Below are 16728 nucleotides of genomic sequence, written 5' to 3'. Positions count from 1 at the left end.
AAGACGATGAACCAAGAAATTATGAATCTCTTTAATCCGACGACGCCGGCTCAGGTCTTCGACCAGATCCGGATCTCGATCGCGAGCCCTGAGAAGATTCTGTCCTGGTCGTACGGCGAGATCAAGAAGCCGGAAACCATCAACTACCGTACCTTCAAGCCCGAGCGCGACGGCCTGTTCTGCGCCCGCATCTTCGGGCCGATCAAGGACTACGAGTGCTTGTGCGGCAAGTACAAGCGCATGAAGTACAAGGGCATCATCTGCGAGAAGTGCTCGGTCGAGGTCACGCTGTCGCGCGTCCGGCGCGAGCGCATGGGCCATATCGAGCTCGCAGCCCCCGTTGCCCACATCTGGTTCCTGAAGTCGCTGCCCTCGCGCATCGGCCTCCTGCTCGACATGACGCTCAAGGATCTCGAGCGGATTCTCTACTTCGAATATTACGTCGTGCTCGAGCCGGGCCTCACCGCGCTGAAGGACCGTCAGCTGCTGTCGGAAGACGAGTATCTGAAGGCGCAGGACGAGTACGGCCAGGATTCCTTCACCGCCATGATCGGCGCGGAAGCGATCCGCGAGTTGCTCAAGGGCATGGATCTCGAGAAGCTCGAACTGACCTTGCGCGCGGAGATGCAGGAGACCGACTCCGACATCAAGCACAAGAAGCTCGCCAAGCGCCTGAAGATCGTGGAAGCGTTCCGCCACTCCGGCAACAAGCCGGAATGGATGATCATGACCGTGGTCCCGGTGATCCCGCCGGACCTGCGTCCGCTGGTGCCGCTCGACGGCGGCCGCTTCGCGACCTCGGACCTCAACGACCTCTACCGCCGCGTCATCAACCGCAACAACCGCTTGAAGCGGCTGATGGAGCTGCGCGCGCCTGACATCATCATCCGCAACGAGAAGCGCATGCTTCAGGAGGCCGTCGACGCGCTGTTCGACAACGGCCGCCGCGGCCGCGTTATCACCGGTGCCAACAAGCGTCCGCTGAAGTCGCTCGCCGACATGCTCAAGGGCAAGCAGGGCCGCTTCCGTCAGAACCTGCTCGGCAAGCGCGTCGACTATTCGGGCCGTTCGGTGATCGTGGTCGGTCCCGAGCTGCGCCTGCATCAGTGCGGCCTGCCGAAGAAGATGGCGCTCGAGCTGTTCAAGCCGTTCATCTACTCGCGGCTTGATGCCAAGGGCCTGTCCACCACGGTGAAGCAGGCGAAGAAGCTGGTCGAGAAGGAACGGCCCGAGGTCTGGGACATCCTGGACGAGGTCATCCGCGAGCACCCGGTGCTGCTGAACCGCGCGCCGACGCTGCATCGCCTCGGCATCCAGGCGTTCGAGCCCGTGCTGATCGAGGGCAAGGCGATCCAGCTCCATCCGCTGGTCTGCGCCGCGTTCAACGCCGACTTCGACGGCGACCAGATGGCCGTGCACGTTCCGCTGTCGCTTGAGGCGCAGCTCGAAGCGCGCGTCCTGATGATGTCGACCAACAACATCCTGCATCCGGCGAACGGCCAGCCGATCATCGTGCCGTCGCAGGACATCGTGCTCGGTCTCTACTACGTCTCCATCATGCGCGAAGGCCTGCCCGGCGAGGGCAAGATCTTCGGCGAGATGGCTGAGCTCGAGCACGCGCTGCACGCGAAGGTCATCCACCTCCACACCAAGATCAGGTACCGGTGGGAAGGCATTGACGAGACCGGCAAGATTTCCAAGCGCTGGATCGAAACCACCGCTGGCCGAGTCATGCTGGGCAACCTGCTGCCGCGGAATCCGCGGGTTCCGTTCGAGATCATCAACAAGCTGATGACCAAGCGCGAAATCTCCGGCGTCATCGACCAGGTCTACCGCCACTGCGGCCAGAAGGAGACGGTGATCTTCTGCGACCGCATCATGGCGCTCGGCTTCTACAACGCGTTCAAGGCCGGCATCTCGTTCGGCAAGGACGACATGGTCGTGCCGCACTCCAAGTGGAAGATCGTCGACACCACCCGTACGCTGGCGAAGGACTTCGAGCAGCAGTACAACGACGGCCTGATCACCCATGGCGAGAAGTACAACAAGGTCGTCGACGCCTGGTCGAAGGCCACGGAAGAAATCGCCAAGGCGATGATGAAGGAGATCTCCTCGACCAAGAAGACGGCGAGCGGGGCGGATGCCGACATCAACTCGATCTACATGATGGCTCACTCCGGTGCCCGCGGTTCGCCGGCCCAGATGCGCCAGCTCGCCGGCATGCGCGGCCTGATGGCCAAGCCGTCGGGTGAGATCATCGAGACGCCGATCATCTCGAACTTCAAGGAAGGCCTCTCGGTGCTCGAGTACTTCAACTCGACCCACGGCGCCCGTAAGGGTCTCGCGGACACCGCGTTGAAGACCGCGAACTCCGGCTATCTGACCCGTCGTCTGGTCGACGTCGCGCAGGACTGCATCATCACGCAGAACGACTGCGGCACCAAGCTCGGCATCAAGATGCGCGCCATCGTCGATGCCGGTACCGTGGTCGCCTCGCTCGGCTCGCGCATCCTGGGTCGCACGGCCTGCGAAGACGTGCGTGACAGCTCGGGCAAGGTGATCTTCAAGCGTGGTACGCTGATGGAAGAGAGCCATCTGGATGCCATCCACCAGGGTGGCGTGCAGGAGGTGAAGATCCGTTCGGCTCTGACCTGCGAGCTCGTCAATGGCATCTGCGGCATGTGCTACGGACGCGACCTCGCCCGCGGTACGCCGGTCAACCACGGCGAAGCCGTCGGCGTAATCGCGGCGCAGTCGATCGCGGCGAGCCCGGCACCCAGCTGACCATGCGCACCTTCCACATCGGTGGTGCGGCGCAGCTCAACGAGCAGTCGTTCGTCGAATCCAACTTCGACGGCAAGATCGTGATCAGGAACAAGGCCATCGCCCGCAACAGCGACGGCCACCTGGTCGCAATGGTCCGCAACATGGTGATCGCGATCGTCGATGCCGACGGCACCGAGCGTGCGACGCACCGTATTCAGTACGGTTCGCGCCTGCACATCGACGAGGGCGACATGGTCAAGCGTGGCCAGCGTATCGTCGAGTGGGATCCCTACACCCGTCCGCTCCTCACCGAGGTCGAAGGCACCATCGGCTTCGAGGATCTGGTCGAGGGACAGTCGATCTCGGAAACGCTCGACGAGGCCACCGGTATCGCCAAGCGCGTGGTCATCGACTGGCGCTCGATGCGCGGCGGCGCGGACCTGCGTCCGGCCATCGTGATCAAGGGCAAGGACGGCAAGGTGCTCAAGCTCGCCCGTGGCGGCGATGCTCGCTACATGCTGTCGGTCGACGCCATTCTGTCGGTCGACATCGGAGCCAAGGTCCAGGCGGGCGACATCCTCGCCCGTGTCTCGACCGAAAGCGCCAAGACGCGTGACATCACCGGCGGTCTGCCGCGGGTGGCGGAATTGTTCGAGGCACGGCGTCCGAAGGATGCGGCGATCATCGCCGAAATCGCGGGCACCATCCGGTTTGGGCGCGACTACAAGAACAAGCGTCGCATCTCGATCGAGCCGATGGACAAGACCGAAGAGGCACGCGAGTACCTGATCCCGAAGGGCAAGCACATCCACCTTCAGGACGGCGACGTCGTCGAAAAGGGCGACTTCATCGTGGAAGGCAATCCGGCGCCGCACGACATTCTGGCGGTCAAGGGCATCGAGGAACTCGCGGCCTATCTGGTCAACGAGATCCAGGAAGTCTATCGGCTCCAGGGCGTGCTCATCAACGACAAGCACATCGAGGTGATCGTCCGTCAGATGCTCCAGAAGGTGGAAGTCACCGACCAGGGCGACACGGACATGATCTCGGGCGAGCAGATCGACAAGATCGAGTTCGACCAGATCAACGCGAAGGCCAAGGAAGAGGGCAAGAAGATCGCCACGGCGACGCCGGTTCTGCTCGGCATCACCAAGGCGAGCCTTCAGACCCGCTCCTTCTTCTCGGCGGCCTCGTTCCAGGAGACCACCCGCGTCCTCACGGAAGCGGCGGTCAACGGCAAGGTCGATCCGCTCGAAGGCCTCAAGGAGAACGTCATCGTCGGCCGGCTGATCCCGGCAGGCACCGGCGCCTCCATGGCCAAGATCCGCGAAGTCGCCGTGAAGCGCGACAAGATGATCCTCGACGAGCGCGAAAAGCAGGCGGCCGTCGTGTCGCCCGCGCCGGAAGTCGAGCCGATGGCGCTGCCGCCCGCGGAATGATCGTTCATCCGTAGGACTACCGAGAACAATGAAAAGGCCGGCGCAAGCCGGCCTTTTTTGCTGCTTTGTTTGCCTGCTGCGGTGCAGGATCAACATTTGTTCATCTTTCCTTCAGCCGCAAAAGCGCTTCTGCTAGGGGAGTTTAGACCGGTGGGGTCCCGTGACGGGGGCGGGGCCGGAGACCACGGATCTGACATGCTTGATCTCGCAATCGTAGGCGGCGGCCCCGGTGGGCTGATGAGCGCCTGGTACCTGAAACGCAAGCTCGGGGACCTCTGCCGCGTCACCATCTACGAGGCGTCCGACCGGCTCGGCGGCAAGATCGTCACGCGCAAATTCGATTCCGCGCCCGCGATGTACGAGGCTGGCGTCGCCGAGATCTACGACTACTCGATGACCGGGCCGGATCCGCTGCGCGAGCTGATCCAGCACTTCGGACTACAGACCATTCCCATGGATGCCGAGCAGGTGCAGTTCGGCGGCGAACTCCTCGACGACGTGCCGGGCATGCGCCGCAAATACGGCGCCAAGACCGCGGACGCGATCGAAGCGTTCCGCAAGCGCTGCGCCGAGGCAATGACGCCGATCGAATATTACGAGGGCGTCGGCGCGCACGACAACGAGAACCCCTGGGCCTACAAGACCGCCGAGCAGGTGCTCGACGAGGAGGTCGAGGACGAAACAGCAAAGCGCTTCTTCAAGGTGATGGCGCGCTCGGACCTCGCCACCGAGAGTCACAACACCAACGGCCTCAACGCGCTCAAGAACTATCTGATGGACGTCGACGGCTATATCGGCCTCTATTCCATCCAGAACGGCAACGAGCAGCTGATCGAATGCCTGCAGTCGGAGGTCAACGCCGATATCCAGCTCAATCACCGCGTGCTCACCGTCGGCAAGGCGCCGACCGGTCGCTACCAGCTCAAGATGATGAACGGCAAGGGACCGGAGACGCGGGACTTCGATCTCGTGCTGATGTGCCTGCCGCATTCCTGGCTTTCCACCGTCAGCTGGGAAGGCGAGCAGCTCCGCAAGTCGATGGTCAAGCACGTCTCCTACTTCGACCGTCCCGCGCACTACCTCCGCGTCTCGATCCTGTTCGACACGCCGTTCTGGGGCGACAAGATCGCCGGCGCGTGGTTCATGTCGGAGGCCTTCGGTGGCTGCTGCGTCTACAACGAGGGCGCGCGCCACGACGTCGGCAAGCACGGCGTCTTGAACTGGCTGATCCCCGGCTCCGATGCGCTGGCCTTCGCCAATTTGTCGGACCAGGAGCTGATCGATGCCGCGCTGAAATCGCTGCCGGCCTCGCTCGGCGACGCGCGCGCGCATTGCATGGAAGGCAAGATCCACCGCTGGCTGTCGTCGGTGAACGCGATTCCGGGCGGTCTGCCCGTGCGCGACGTCATGACCAATCACCGGCCCGAGCCGAAGGAGCACCCCGGCATCGTGGTGGTCGGCGACTATCTGTTCGACTCGACGCTGAATGGCCTGCTCGATTCCTCCGACGCGGCGACCGACATCATCCTGACCGAGATGATGCGCCTGCGCCGCGAGCGCGCGCAGGACGACAAGCCGCTCTCCGACAAGGTCGATCGCGAGTATTTCGAGAACTATCGCGGCCTCGGCCCCTACGGCGAGGCGTGGCGTCACTTCACCGATCCCGATTACCTGGCCAAGCTGATCGGCATCGTCTGGGGCAAGACCGAGGGCGCCAAGCTATTGGTCGCGGGCTCGGCCAGCGGTGAGCTGGTCGGTGCGCTGCGCGATCGCGGCATCGACGCCTTCGGCATCGAGAACAACCGCGCCATCCACGCCAAAACGCCGAAGGCGCTCAAGAAATACAACAAGCTCGGCTCGATCACCGACATGCCGTTCAAGAACGGCGCGTTCGATTTCGTGTTCGAGACCAGCCTCTGCCACGTTTCCCCGAAGCAGGTGGTCCGCGCGATCCGGGAGCTGAACCGCGTGGTCAAGACCGGCCTCGTGTTCGGCTCGATCACCTCGGACATGGCTTCAGTGGTGATCGACCGCTATGACCTGTTGCGCGGGGTCAAGAGAAGCTCGGCACCTGGTGGGAATGGTCCGAGCTGTTCTTCGGCAACGGCTTCGACCTGTCGATGCACCGCAAGGACTGCAGCGACGCGCTCTGGGAGGCGACGCTCGCCGCCAACAAGGGCCCGGGTCAGTGGTATGCCGACGCCGACTCCTTGCGCTATTCCTTTTTCGACAAGGTCGAGGACGAGGAAGACGACTAGCCGCTTCGAGCGGGCGCCTTCGCCAATTGTTTTGCCGAATTCATCTTGATCGCATAGAATCGGTGCAATGGCGGTTGCCGCTATTTTCTGCTTTCTCTGCGGTCATGCCGGCCGTCAGCATCGGTTGGTTTCATGGCATCCAAGCCTCTCTCGCCCGACAACCAGAAGCTTGCCGCGGAAGACGCGGCCGAGCTCGACGACAAGCTCGCCTCCACTGCCAAGCCGGATCTCGAAGGAGACGAGGACGATGAAGAAGAGGAGGATGACGAGCTGGAGCTCGATGACGACGATGAGGACGAGGATCTCGTCGTCTTTACCGCGCGCGAAGCCGCCGGCGCGCTCGCGACCATCCTGGGTTTCGTCAAACCTTATCTGACGAACTACAAGCGGATGCTGTCATTCGTGGCGTTCGGCGTCTTCGTCGAGACCCTGTTCAATGTCATCATGCCACTCAGCCTGAAGTTCCTGATCGACGATGCGCTCGGCGAGGAGGATTTCCAGGCGCTGTACAAGATCCTCGGCGTGCTCGCGGTCGCCGGCATCTTCACCTCGATCGTCGCGATCTGGTACGAGCGCTGGGATGCGCGGCTCGCGGCCTGCATCATCTCCGACGTCCGCAAACGGCTGTTCGAGCATGTCCAGGACCTGCCGGCGGCCTATTTCGGCCGCACCAAGCGCGGCGAAATCCTGTCGCGCTTCTCCGTCGACCTCGCGGCCTTCGAGGGCTCGGTCAAGACCTTTGCCAACAGCGCGGCACTGCCGTTCCTGGAGTTGATCGCGGGGATCATCCTGATGGTGTTCCTGAACTGGCAGCTCGCGGTGGTTGCGCTGCTGGTGTTTCCGATCACGCTGATCGGTCCGCGCATGCTCACGCCGAAGGCTGTTCAGGCGAACTACGAGCAGAAGCTCAACGAGTCCGCGCTGCTCGGCATGGTGCAGGAGAACGTGGCGGCGCAGGCCGTGATCAAGGCTTTCAGCCTGCAACGCCGGATGTTCGGCTTCTTCAAGTTCCGTAACGACGAGACACGAAACAGGATGGCCTCGGCGGCGTTCCTGTCGACCATGGTGGAGCGGACGGTCACCATCTCGGTGCTGCTCTTGCATATCGTCGTGCTCGCGATCGGCGCGTATCTGGCGACCAAGGGCCAGATCACCATCGGCACCTTCGTCACCTTCGAGAGCGCGTTCTGGGAGGTGTCCTACAACATCGCCCATGTGATGCATTTCATTCCCGTGTCGATCTCCTCGGCAGCCGCGATCCGTCACATGCAGGAACTGCTCGACGAGCCCACGCGCAGCGCCGATCGTGCCGGCGCGCCCGACCTGCCGCGCATCACCAACGACATCACCTTCGACCACGTGTCGTTCCAGTACCAAGGCAGCCAGACGCCGGTGCTGGACAATCTCAGCCTCAAGCTCAATGTCGGCAAGCGCATCGCCATCGTCGGCCCCTCGGGCTCCGGCAAGAGCACGCTGCTGAACCTGATCCTGCGGCTCTACGTACCGGACGAGGGCCGCGTCACCATCGACGGCGTCGACGTCCGCAAGGTGACGCTGGATTCGCTGCGCCGGAGCATGGCGGTGGTGTTCCAGGAGAACATGCTGTTCAACATGTCGATCCGCGAGAACATCCGGCTCGGCAAGGAGGGCGCGACCGACGAGGAGGTGGAGGAGGCGGCCAGGAAGGCCGAGATCCACCGCTACATCATGAGCCTGCCGCAGCGATACGACACGCCGGTGGGCGAGCGCGGCGATACCTTGTCGGGCGGCCAGCGCCAGCGTATCGCGATCGCGCGCGCGGTCATCCGTAATCCCTCCGTGCTGCTGCTGGACGAAGCCACCTCGGCACTCGACCAGACCACGGAAGCCGCGATCAACCGCACGCTGCTGAAGGTCGCCAAGGGCCGCACCATGATCTGGTCGACCCACCGCCTGTCCTCGGTGGTCGAGATGGACGAGATCATCGTGATTTCAGGGGGCAGGGCGATCGAGCGCGGCTCGCATGCCGAGCTGCTGGCCACGAATGGCACCTATCGCAAGCTGTGGAACGACCAGACCCACCAGCCGCATGGCGCGGCGGCTCACGTCGATGAGGACAGCGACGAGGATGAAGACGACCTCGACGAGGATGATGAGGACGACGAGGAGGAGTGACCGAGGAAGTTCGGCTCCAGATGAACTGCGCCTCCAAGCGGCCGCAATAGCCCCTGAACCGACCAGGCAATGAAGCGTGCCCAGCGCTGCGCCGTCCAGTAAGGGCTCGTCGCAATCGAGACCGAGCGGAAGTCGAACGCCTTCGCCGCCGACCATTCATCACACTCCCGCTTGACCGGATCTGCGTAGAATTCGGCGATCTTGCTTGTGTCCATCCCGTCGGAGGCCAGCCACATCCGGGATGTAGACGTTGCAGAGCCGCTCGACGTCGGTGAAGACCTTGTCGCAGCCGGTGCCGGCGACGGGGCAGGAGGTCGAGAAAGCATCGCCCACCAGCACGAGGCCGGGCTGGCCGCTTGCATCGTTCACATAGAGATCGACCGGGCGGATTTTCAGCTCACCGGGAATGTCGAATGGGCCGGTGATGCGCTTGAGCCGTGTCAGCGCGGCGTTCAGCGTCTCGGCTGGCGCGCGGCGCAGCTCACGCAGCCAGAGATCGTCGAAGCCACGATAGACGAACAAATTGGCGCGCATCCGCGTCCCGATCGGAAACAGCGTGAGGTAGGGGATGCGGTCGCTCGGCCATTCCGAGAAATAGGTCAGCGCCGGGAAGTCGAACTAATCCCGTCCCGCGGGCACCACGTCGAACCCGATCGAAATCGAATGGCAGGCACTGACGATTTTCCGCGCGATTCCCAGCTGATGGCGCAGGCCGACGTTGAGGCCGTTGGCGAGCACGACCAGCCGGGCGGAGATCAGCTCGTCATTGGAGAGAGTGATCTTCTGCCGCTCCGCGCTCGTCTCGACCGAAACGGCCTTGGCGCAAATGCGCTCGACACCGGCAGGAATTTCGTCGCGGACGGCGTTGACGAGCGAATCGTAGAGGATGTTGAACTGCCGGCTTGGCGCCTTGTCGAGGAGGCGGCCGAATCGCGCGATCCAGTTCTCGCCCACGAAGGTCGCGCGGCGCAGCACCGATTCGGCGATTCCGGTCCGCAAGAATCGCTCGACTTGCGTGTGACCGCAGATTTTTTCGACTCGAAAGTCCGCCGAATAGCTCTCATGCGGATCAATCAAGACGGTCGACATGCCGCTACGGCCGAGCATCGCGGCTGCGGTCGAGCCGGACAATCCCCCGCCGATAATGGGCAATGTCCGTGTACCGCATGGCGCAAATCTCTGCCGAAGGCGGCACATTGACGCTCCAACAGGAAAAAAAGCCTGAGCGAGGGTCATAAAAGTATATTTGACCCGGATGTAAATAGGTTCCAGTAGCGGAACATGCTCTTCGTTCCCATATCGGGAGGACGCAGCGAGGCGGCCAGAAAGCGAATTCGACAGGCGCGGGAAGCGCTTCTGACTGTCGTTTCGCCTTGACTTGACCGACACCCACTTATAGAAAGCGGCCACTTAACGACAGGCGGTGAGCATCGCCAGCGTCGGAACGGGCCACCCGTTTGATCCCTCTGGGGATCACCAAGACGGGCACCAACCTCGACGAATGCCGCTCAAACGCTGTCGATCATAGCTAGGCAATGCCAGTGCGATTTTAGGTCTCTTGAGCATGTTCTCTCGAGATCGAATTCGGATGCATGACCTCGATGCGCGGTCCGCAGCTTTAAGCTGACCGGTCCAAATGTCGCGGTCCTCTGTGGCGTCGAAGCGCTTTCCGCTCAGTGATGAGTGGTTGGCGCGATTTCGCTTTGTGCGGTTTGTCAGCGGAAGGCGGCCCCTCGGGCGGGTAGTCCGGAGAATTTGCGGACCCGGTGACGGGCTGCGGCAAGACAGCGGACCCGAAAGGGGCCGCGGCGAACACAAAAGGGTAAGGCCAGGATGCCGACGATCAACCAGCTGATCGCTCAACCGCGGGAAGTGCAGAAGTCGCGTAAGAAGGTGCCGGCGCTGCAGCAGTCCCCGCAGAAGCGCGGCGTTTGCACGCGCGTCTACACCACGACCCCGAAGAAGCCGAACTCGGCGCTTCGTAAGGTCGCCAAGGTGCGCCTGACCAACGGCTTCGAGGTGATCGGCTACATCCCCGGTGAAGGCCATAACCTCCAGGAGCATTCGGTGGTCATGATCCGCGGCGGTCGCGTCAAGGACTTGCCCGGCGTGCGCTACCACATCCTCCGCGGCGTTCTGGATACCCAGGGGCGTCAAGAACCGTAAGCAGCGTCGTTCGAAGTACGGCGCCAAGCGTCCGAAGTAAGCGGGAACCAGGTCCATGTCTCGTCGCCATTCTGCTGAAAAGCGTGAAGTCCTTCCCGATCCGAAGTTCGGGAACATCATCGTCACGAAGTTCATGAACTCGGTGATGTACGCCGGCAAGAAGTCGGTCGCTGAGGGCATCGTCTACGGTGCGTTCGGCCTCATCGAAAGCAAGACCAAGCTGAGCCCGCTCGGCGTGTTCGAGCAGGCACTCGAGAACGTCATGCCGACGATCGAAGTGCGCTCCCGCCGCGTCGGTGGCGCGACCTACCAGGTTCCGGTCGAAGTTCGCACGGTGCGCCGTCAGGCGCTGGGCATTCGTTGGCTGATCTCGGCTGCGCGCGATCGCAACGAGAAGACGATGACCGAGCGGCTCTCTGCGGAGCTCCTGGACGCGTCGAACAACCGGGGTAACGCCGTCAAGAAGCGCGAAGACGTGCACCGGATGGCGGAAGCCAACCGCGCCTTCTCGCACTATCGCTGGTAACGGCGACACACGGAATCTAAGGAACACTCCATGCCCCGCGTTCATGCCATAGAGAATTACCGCAACTTCGGTATCATGGCGCATATCGATGCCGGCAAGACCACGACCACCGAGCGCATCCTCTACTACACCGGCAAGAGCCACAAGATCGGCGAAGTGCACGAAGGTGCGGCGACGATGGATTGGATGGAGCAGGAGCAGGAGCGCGGCATCACGATTACGTCGGCCGCGACCACTGCGTTCTGGGAAGGCAAGCGTCTCAACATCATCGACACTCCCGGCCACGTCGACTTCACCATTGAAGTCGAGCGCAGCTTGCGCGTGCTCGACGGCGCCGTGTGCGTGCTCGACTCCAACCAGGGCGTCGAGCCCCAGACCGAGACCGTCTGGCGTCAGGGCGACAAGTACAAGGTTCCGCGCATCGTCTTCGCCAACAAGATGGATAAGACCGGCGCCGACTTCTACAAGTGCATGCAGGACATTATCGATCGTCTCGGCGCAAAGCCGATCGCGATCCAGCTTCCGATCGGCTCCGAGAACAACTTCAAGGGCCTGGTCGATCTCGTTCGTATGAAGGGCGTGGTCTGGGAAGAAGAGAAGCTCGACGCCAAGTTCGTCGACATCGATATTCCCGAGGACATGGTCGAGAAGGCCAAGGAATATCGCGAGAAGCTGTTGGAAGCCGCCGTCGAACTCGACGACGAAGTTCTTGCCGCTTACCTCGATGGCAAGGAGCCCGAAGAGGCGACGTTGAAGCGCTTGATCCGCAAGGCCGTGCTGACTGGCGCGTTCTTCCCGGTATTGTGCGGCTCGGCGTTCAAGAACAAGGGCGTGCAGCCCTTGCTCGACGCGGTCGTGGATTACCTGCCGTCGCCGGTCGACGTGCCCGCCATCAAGGGCGTCGATGAAGACGGCAACGAGATCGTTCGTCTGCCGGACGACAAGGAGCCGCTGGCTCCCTGTTGGCGTTCAAGATCATGGACGACCCGTTCGTCGGCACCATCACCTTCTGCCGCATCTATTCCGGCACGCTGCTGTCGGGTACCGGCGTCATCAATTCGACGCGCGACCGCAAGGAGCGCATCGGCCGCATGTTGCTGATGCATGCGAACAACCGCGAAGACATCAAGGAAGCCTATGCCGGCGACATCGTCGCGCTGGCTGGCCTGAAGGAAGCGCGCACCGGTGACACGCTGTGCGATCCCGACAAGTCGGTGATCCTCGAAAAGATGGAATTCCCCGAGCCGGTCATCGAGATCGCGATCGAGCCGAAGTCGAAGGCCGACCAGGAAAAGCTGGGCGTGGCGCTGGCGAAGCTCGCCGCGGAGGATCCGTCCTTCCGCGTGTCGACCGACCAGGAGTCCGGCCAGACCATCCTCAAGGGCATGGGCGAACTGCATCTCGACATCAAAGTCGACATCCTCCGTCGTACCTACAAGGTCGACGCGAACATCGGTGCGCGCCGCAGGTGGCGTTCCGTGAGCGCGTCACCAAGAAGGCCGAAGTCAAGTACACCCACAAGAAGCAGACCGGCGGTACCGGCCAGTTCGCCGAAGTGTCGATCGTGGTCGAGCCGAACGAGCCCGGCAAGGGCTACGAGTTCGAATCCAAGGTCGTTGGCGGTTCGGTGCCGAAGGAATACATCCCCGGCGTCGAAAAGGGCCTCAACAGCGTGATGGGTTCGGGCGTGGTCGCCGGCTTCCCGGTCGTGGACGTCAAGGTGACGCTGGTCGACGGCAAGTATCACGACGTCGACTCGTCGGCGCTCGCCTTCGAAATCGCTTCGCGTGCTGCATTTCGCGAGGCCTTGCAGAAGGGCAAGTCCGTCCTGCTCGAGCCGATCATGAAGGTCGAAGTGGTGACCCCGGAAGACTACACCGGCTCGGTCATCGGCGACCTGAATTCCCGGCGCGGTCAGATCCAGGGTCAGGACATGCGCGGCAACGCCAACGTCATCAACGCGATGGTGCCGCTCATGAACATGTTCGGTTACGTGAATAACCTGCGCTCGATGAGCCAGGGTCGCGCGACCTTCACCATGCAGTTCGACCACTACGCAGAAGCGCCGGCCAACGTGTCGGCAGAAGTCCAAAAGAAGTTTGCCTGATTGTCGTCGGTCTCGAACTGACGATTGAACGGAGAGTCAAATGGCCAAAGCAAAGTTTGAACGTAACAAGCCGCACTGTAATATCGGCACCATCGGTCACGTCGACCATGGCAAGACGTCGCTGACCGCGGCGATCACCAAGGTCCTCGCCGAAGCGGGCGGTGCGACGTTCACGGCGTACGACCAGATCGACAAGGCGCCGGAAGAGAAGGCGCGCGGCATCACGATCTCGACGGCGCACGTCGAGTACGAGACCAAGAACCGCCATTACGCGCACGTCGACTGCCCCGGCCACGCCGACTACGTGAAGAACATGATCACCGGCGCCGCCCAGATGGATGGCGGAATCCTGGTTGTGTCGGCTGCTGACGGCCCGATGCCGCAGACCCGCGAGCACATCCTGCTCGCCCGCCAGGTCGGCGTGCCTGCGCTCGTCGTGTTCCTCAACAAGTGCGATATGGTCGACGATCCGGAGCTGCTGGAGCTCGTCGAGCTCGAAGTCCGCGAGTTGCTCTCGAAGTACGACTTCCCGGGCGACAAGATTCCGATCATCAAGGGCTCGGCGCTCGCCGCTCTCGAAGATTCCGACAAGAAGCTCGGCCACGAGGCCATCCTCGAGCTGATGAAGGCCGTCGACGAGTACATCCCGCAGCCGGAGCGTCCGGTCGACCTGCCGTTCCTGATGCCGGTTGAAGACGTGTTCTCGATCTCGGGCCGCGGCACCGTCGTGACCGGCCGTGTCGAGCGCGGCATCGTCAAGGTCGGCGAGGAAATCGAGATCGTCGGTCTGCGCGCCACGCAGAAGACGACCGTCACCGGCGTCGAAATGTTCCGCAAGCTGCTCGATCAGGGCCAGGCCGGCGACAACATCGGTGCGCTGCTTCGCGGTACCAAGCGCGAGGACGTCGAGCGCGGCCAGGTGCTGTGCAAGCCGGGTTCGGTCAAGCCGCACACCAAGTTCAAGGCTGAGGCCTACATCCTCACGAAGGAAGAGGGCGGTCGCCACACTCCGTTCTTCACCAACTACCGTCCGCAGTTCTACTTCCGCACCACCGACGTGACCGGTGTCGTGCATCTGCCGGAAGGTACCGAGATGGTGATGCCGGGCGACAACATCGCGATGGAAGTGCACCTGATCGTGCCGATCGCGATGGAAGAGAAGCTTCGCTTCGCGATCCGCGAAGGCGGCCGCACCGTCGGCGCCGGCGTCGTCGCCTCGATCATCGAGTAATTACGAGAATAGGGATCGGCGAATAGCGAATGTGACCTTCGCTATTCGCTATTCGCCACCCCACTGAAGAGAGACCACGGCAATGAACGGCCAAAATATTCGTATCCGTCTCAAGGCGTTCGACCATCGTATCCTCGATACGTCGACCCGCGAGATCGTGAACACGGCGAAGCGCACCGGCGCGCAGGTCCGCGGACCCATTCCGCTGCCTACCCGCATCGAGAAGTTCACCGTCAACCGTTCGCCGCACGTCGACAAGAAGAGCCGCGAGCAGTTCGAGATGCGCACCCACAAGCGCCTGCTCGACATCGTCGATCCGACCCCGCAGACCGTCGATGCTTTGATGAAGCTCGACCTGGCCGCCGGTGTCGACGTCGAGATCAAGCTCTAAGATTTTTGGATCACGTTCGCACCTAGCGGACAGAAAGAACAGGAAGCACGCCGATGCGCTCCGGAGTGATCGCACAAAAGGTCGGGATGACGCGGGTCTTTACAGAGGCCGGCGAACATATCCCCGTGACCGTGCTGAAGCTCGGCAATTGCCAGGTCTTAGGCCACCGCACTGAAGAGAAGAACGGTTATGTCGCTCTCCAGCTTGGTTCTGGCAGCCGCAAGACCGTTTACATGCCCAAGGCGGAGCGCGGCCAGTTCGCGGTCGCCAAGGTCGAGCCGAAGCGGCAAGTCGAGGAATTCCGCGTCTCCGCGGATCAGATGATCCCCGTCGGTGCCGAGATCCTGGCCGACCACTTTGTCGTCGGTCAGTTCGTCGACGTCACCGGTACTTCGGTCGGTAAGGGTTTTGCCGGCGGTATGAAGCGCTGGAACTTCGGCGGTCTGCGCGCCACCCACGGTGTGTCGGTCTCGCACCGTTCGATCGGTTCGACCGGTGGCCGTCAGGACCCCGGCAAGACCTGGAAGAACAAGAAGATGGCCGGCCACATGGGTGTCGACCGCATCACCACGCTCAACCTTCGAGTTGTCCAACTCGATGTCGAGCGCGGTCTGATCCTCGTCGAAGGCGCCGTTCCCGGCTCCAAGGGCGGTTGGATCCGCGTGCGCGACGCTGTCAAGAAGCCGCTGCCGAAGGAAGCTCCGAAGCCCGGCAAGTTCAAGGTTGCTGGCGAAGCGGACGCTGCTCCGGCTGCGCAGGAGGCGTGAGATGGAATTGAAGGTCACGACCCTCGAAGGTAAGGAAGCCGGCTCGGTCCAGCTTTCCGACACCATTTTCGGCCTCGAGCCGCGCCAGGACATCATTGCACGTTGCGTGCAGTGGCAGCTCAACAAGCGCCAGGCCGGTACGCACAAGACCAAGGGCCGCGCCGAGATCTGGCGCACCGGCAAGAAGATGTACAAGCAGAAGGGCACCGGCGGTGCTCGTCACGGTTCGGCCCGTGTGCCGCAGTTCCGCGGCGGCGGTCGTGCCTTCGGTCCGGTGGTGCGTTCGCACGCCACCGACCTGCCGAAGAAGGTCCGTGCGCTCGCTCTCAAGCATGCGCTCTCGGCCAAGGCCAAGGACGGCGATCTCGTCGTGATCGACAAGGCCGCGCTTGAAGCTGCCAAGACCAAGGCGCTGCTGGGCCACTTCTCCGGCTTGGGCTTGACCAACGCGCTGATCATCGATGGTGCCGAGCTCAACAACGGCTTTGCCGCTGCTGCCCGCAACATCCCAAACATGGACGTGCTGCCGATCCAGGGCATCAACGTCTATGACATCCTGCGCCGTCGGAAGCTTGTTCTGACCAAGGCCGCCATCGATGCGCTGGAGGCGCGCTTCAAATGACGAAGAACATCGAGCCTCGCCATTACGACGTGATCCTGTCGCCGGTCGTGACCGAAAAAGCGACGATCGCCTCGGAGCACAACAAGGTGCTGTTCAAGGTGGCCGCGAAGGCGACCAAGCCGCAGATCAAGGAAGCGATCGAGAAGCTGTTCGACGTCAAGGTCAAGAGCGTCAACACGCTGGTCCGCAAGGGCAAGACGAAGATCTTCCGCGGCAATCTCGGCTCGCAGTCGAACTCCAAGCGCGCGATCGTGACTCTCGAAGAGGGTCACCGGATCGACGTGACCACCGGTCTGTAAGG

The 16728-nt window shown here is 62.4% G+C and carries 7 protein-coding genes and 5 pseudogenes; 11 read left to right on the top strand and 1 reads right to left on the bottom strand.

Annotated elements, in window-relative coordinates; genetic code table 11:
• Positions 1-6: 6 nt before the first annotated feature.
• The 3 genes and pseudogenes from rpoC to ACVWW3_RS14935 all read left to right on the top strand — a co-directional run bounded on the left by rpoC (position 7) and on the right by ACVWW3_RS14935 (position 8617).
• A pseudogene (gene rpoC / locus ACVWW3_RS14945) lies at positions 7-4205 on the top strand (DNA-directed RNA polymerase subunit beta').
• Positions 4206-4400: 195 nt separating this feature from the next.
• Positions 4401-6463 (top strand): annotated as a pseudogene (locus ACVWW3_RS14940) (FAD-dependent oxidoreductase).
• A 132-nt stretch (positions 6464-6595) separates the two neighbouring features.
• Entirely contained in the window at positions 6596-8617 is a 2022-nt protein-coding gene (locus ACVWW3_RS14935) for an ABC transporter ATP-binding protein (protein ID WP_456649499.1), read from the top strand.
• On the opposite strand, the pseudogene ACVWW3_RS14930 reads toward ACVWW3_RS14935, so the two are convergent.
• A pseudogene (locus ACVWW3_RS14930) lies at positions 8545-9785 on the bottom strand (FAD-dependent oxidoreductase). The gene ACVWW3_RS14935 and the pseudogene ACVWW3_RS14930 overlap by 73 nt on opposite strands.
• Positions 9786-10450: 665 nt before the next feature.
• On the opposite strand from ACVWW3_RS14930, the pseudogene rpsL reads away from it, so the two are divergent.
• From rpsL to ACVWW3_RS14890, 8 genes and pseudogenes are all read left to right on the top strand, one after another.
• Positions 10451-10823, top strand: a pseudogene (gene rpsL / locus ACVWW3_RS14925) (30S ribosomal protein S12).
• A 15-nt stretch (positions 10824-10838) separates the two neighbouring features.
• Positions 10839-11309 carry a 30S ribosomal protein S7 gene (rpsG, locus tag ACVWW3_RS14920; RefSeq protein WP_247341158.1) on the top strand — a complete coding sequence of 157 codons (471 nt, stop codon included), beginning with the start codon at positions 10839-10841 and terminating at the stop codon, positions 11307-11309.
• A gap of 30 nt (positions 11310-11339) precedes the next feature.
• Positions 11340-13416, top strand: a pseudogene (gene fusA, locus ACVWW3_RS14915) (elongation factor G).
• Between the two features lie 40 nt (positions 13417-13456).
• Positions 13457-14647, top strand: coding sequence for an elongation factor Tu (tuf, locus tag ACVWW3_RS14910; protein ID WP_247341162.1), 1191 nt, complete (start codon positions 13457-13459; stop codon positions 14645-14647).
• Between the two features lie 82 nt (positions 14648-14729).
• Positions 14730-15038: a 30S ribosomal protein S10 gene (gene rpsJ, locus ACVWW3_RS14905; RefSeq protein WP_002712302.1), complete on the top strand. Its 309-nt coding sequence runs from the start codon at positions 14730-14732 to the stop codon at positions 15036-15038.
• Positions 15039-15091: 53 nt separating this feature from the next.
• Positions 15092-15805 carry a 50S ribosomal protein L3 gene (rplC, locus tag ACVWW3_RS14900; RefSeq protein ID WP_247341164.1) on the top strand — a complete coding sequence of 238 codons (714 nt, stop codon included), beginning with the start codon at positions 15092-15094 and terminating at the stop codon, positions 15803-15805.
• 1 nt (position 15806) lies between these two features.
• The gene (gene rplD, locus ACVWW3_RS14895; RefSeq protein WP_247341166.1) at positions 15807-16427 is read left to right on the top strand and encodes a 50S ribosomal protein L4; all 621 of its coding nucleotides are present in this window, start codon (positions 15807-15809) and stop codon (positions 16425-16427) included.
• Positions 16424-16726: a 50S ribosomal protein L23 gene (locus ACVWW3_RS14890; RefSeq protein WP_007603019.1), complete on the top strand. Its 303-nt coding sequence runs from the start codon at positions 16424-16426 to the stop codon at positions 16724-16726. The genes rplD and ACVWW3_RS14890 overlap by 4 nt, the downstream gene beginning before the upstream one ends.
• Positions 16727-16728 lie beyond the last annotated feature (2 nt).

The sequence above is a fragment of the Bradyrhizobium sp. LM2.9 genome, assembly GCF_054056555.1.
This window is presented reverse-complemented; position numbering and strand designations above follow the sequence as displayed.

Coding starts and splice junctions, on each gene's coding strand:
- rpsJ (WP_002712302.1), top strand. CDS start 14,730: ATGAACGGCCAAAATATTCGTATCCGTCTCAAGGCGTTCGACCATCGT.
- rpsG (WP_247341158.1), top strand. CDS start 10,839: ATGTCTCGTCGCCATTCTGCTGAAAAGCGTGAAGTCCTTCCCGATCCG.
- ACVWW3_RS14890 (WP_007603019.1), top strand. CDS start 16,424: ATGACGAAGAACATCGAGCCTCGCCATTACGACGTGATCCTGTCGCCG.
- rplD (WP_247341166.1), top strand. CDS start 15,807: ATGGAATTGAAGGTCACGACCCTCGAAGGTAAGGAAGCCGGCTCGGTC.
- tuf (WP_247341162.1), top strand. CDS start 13,457: ATGGCCAAAGCAAAGTTTGAACGTAACAAGCCGCACTGTAATATCGGC.
- rplC (WP_247341164.1), top strand. CDS start 15,092: ATGCGCTCCGGAGTGATCGCACAAAAGGTCGGGATGACGCGGGTCTTT.
- ACVWW3_RS14935 (WP_456649499.1), top strand. CDS start 6,596: ATGGCATCCAAGCCTCTCTCGCCCGACAACCAGAAGCTTGCCGCGGAA.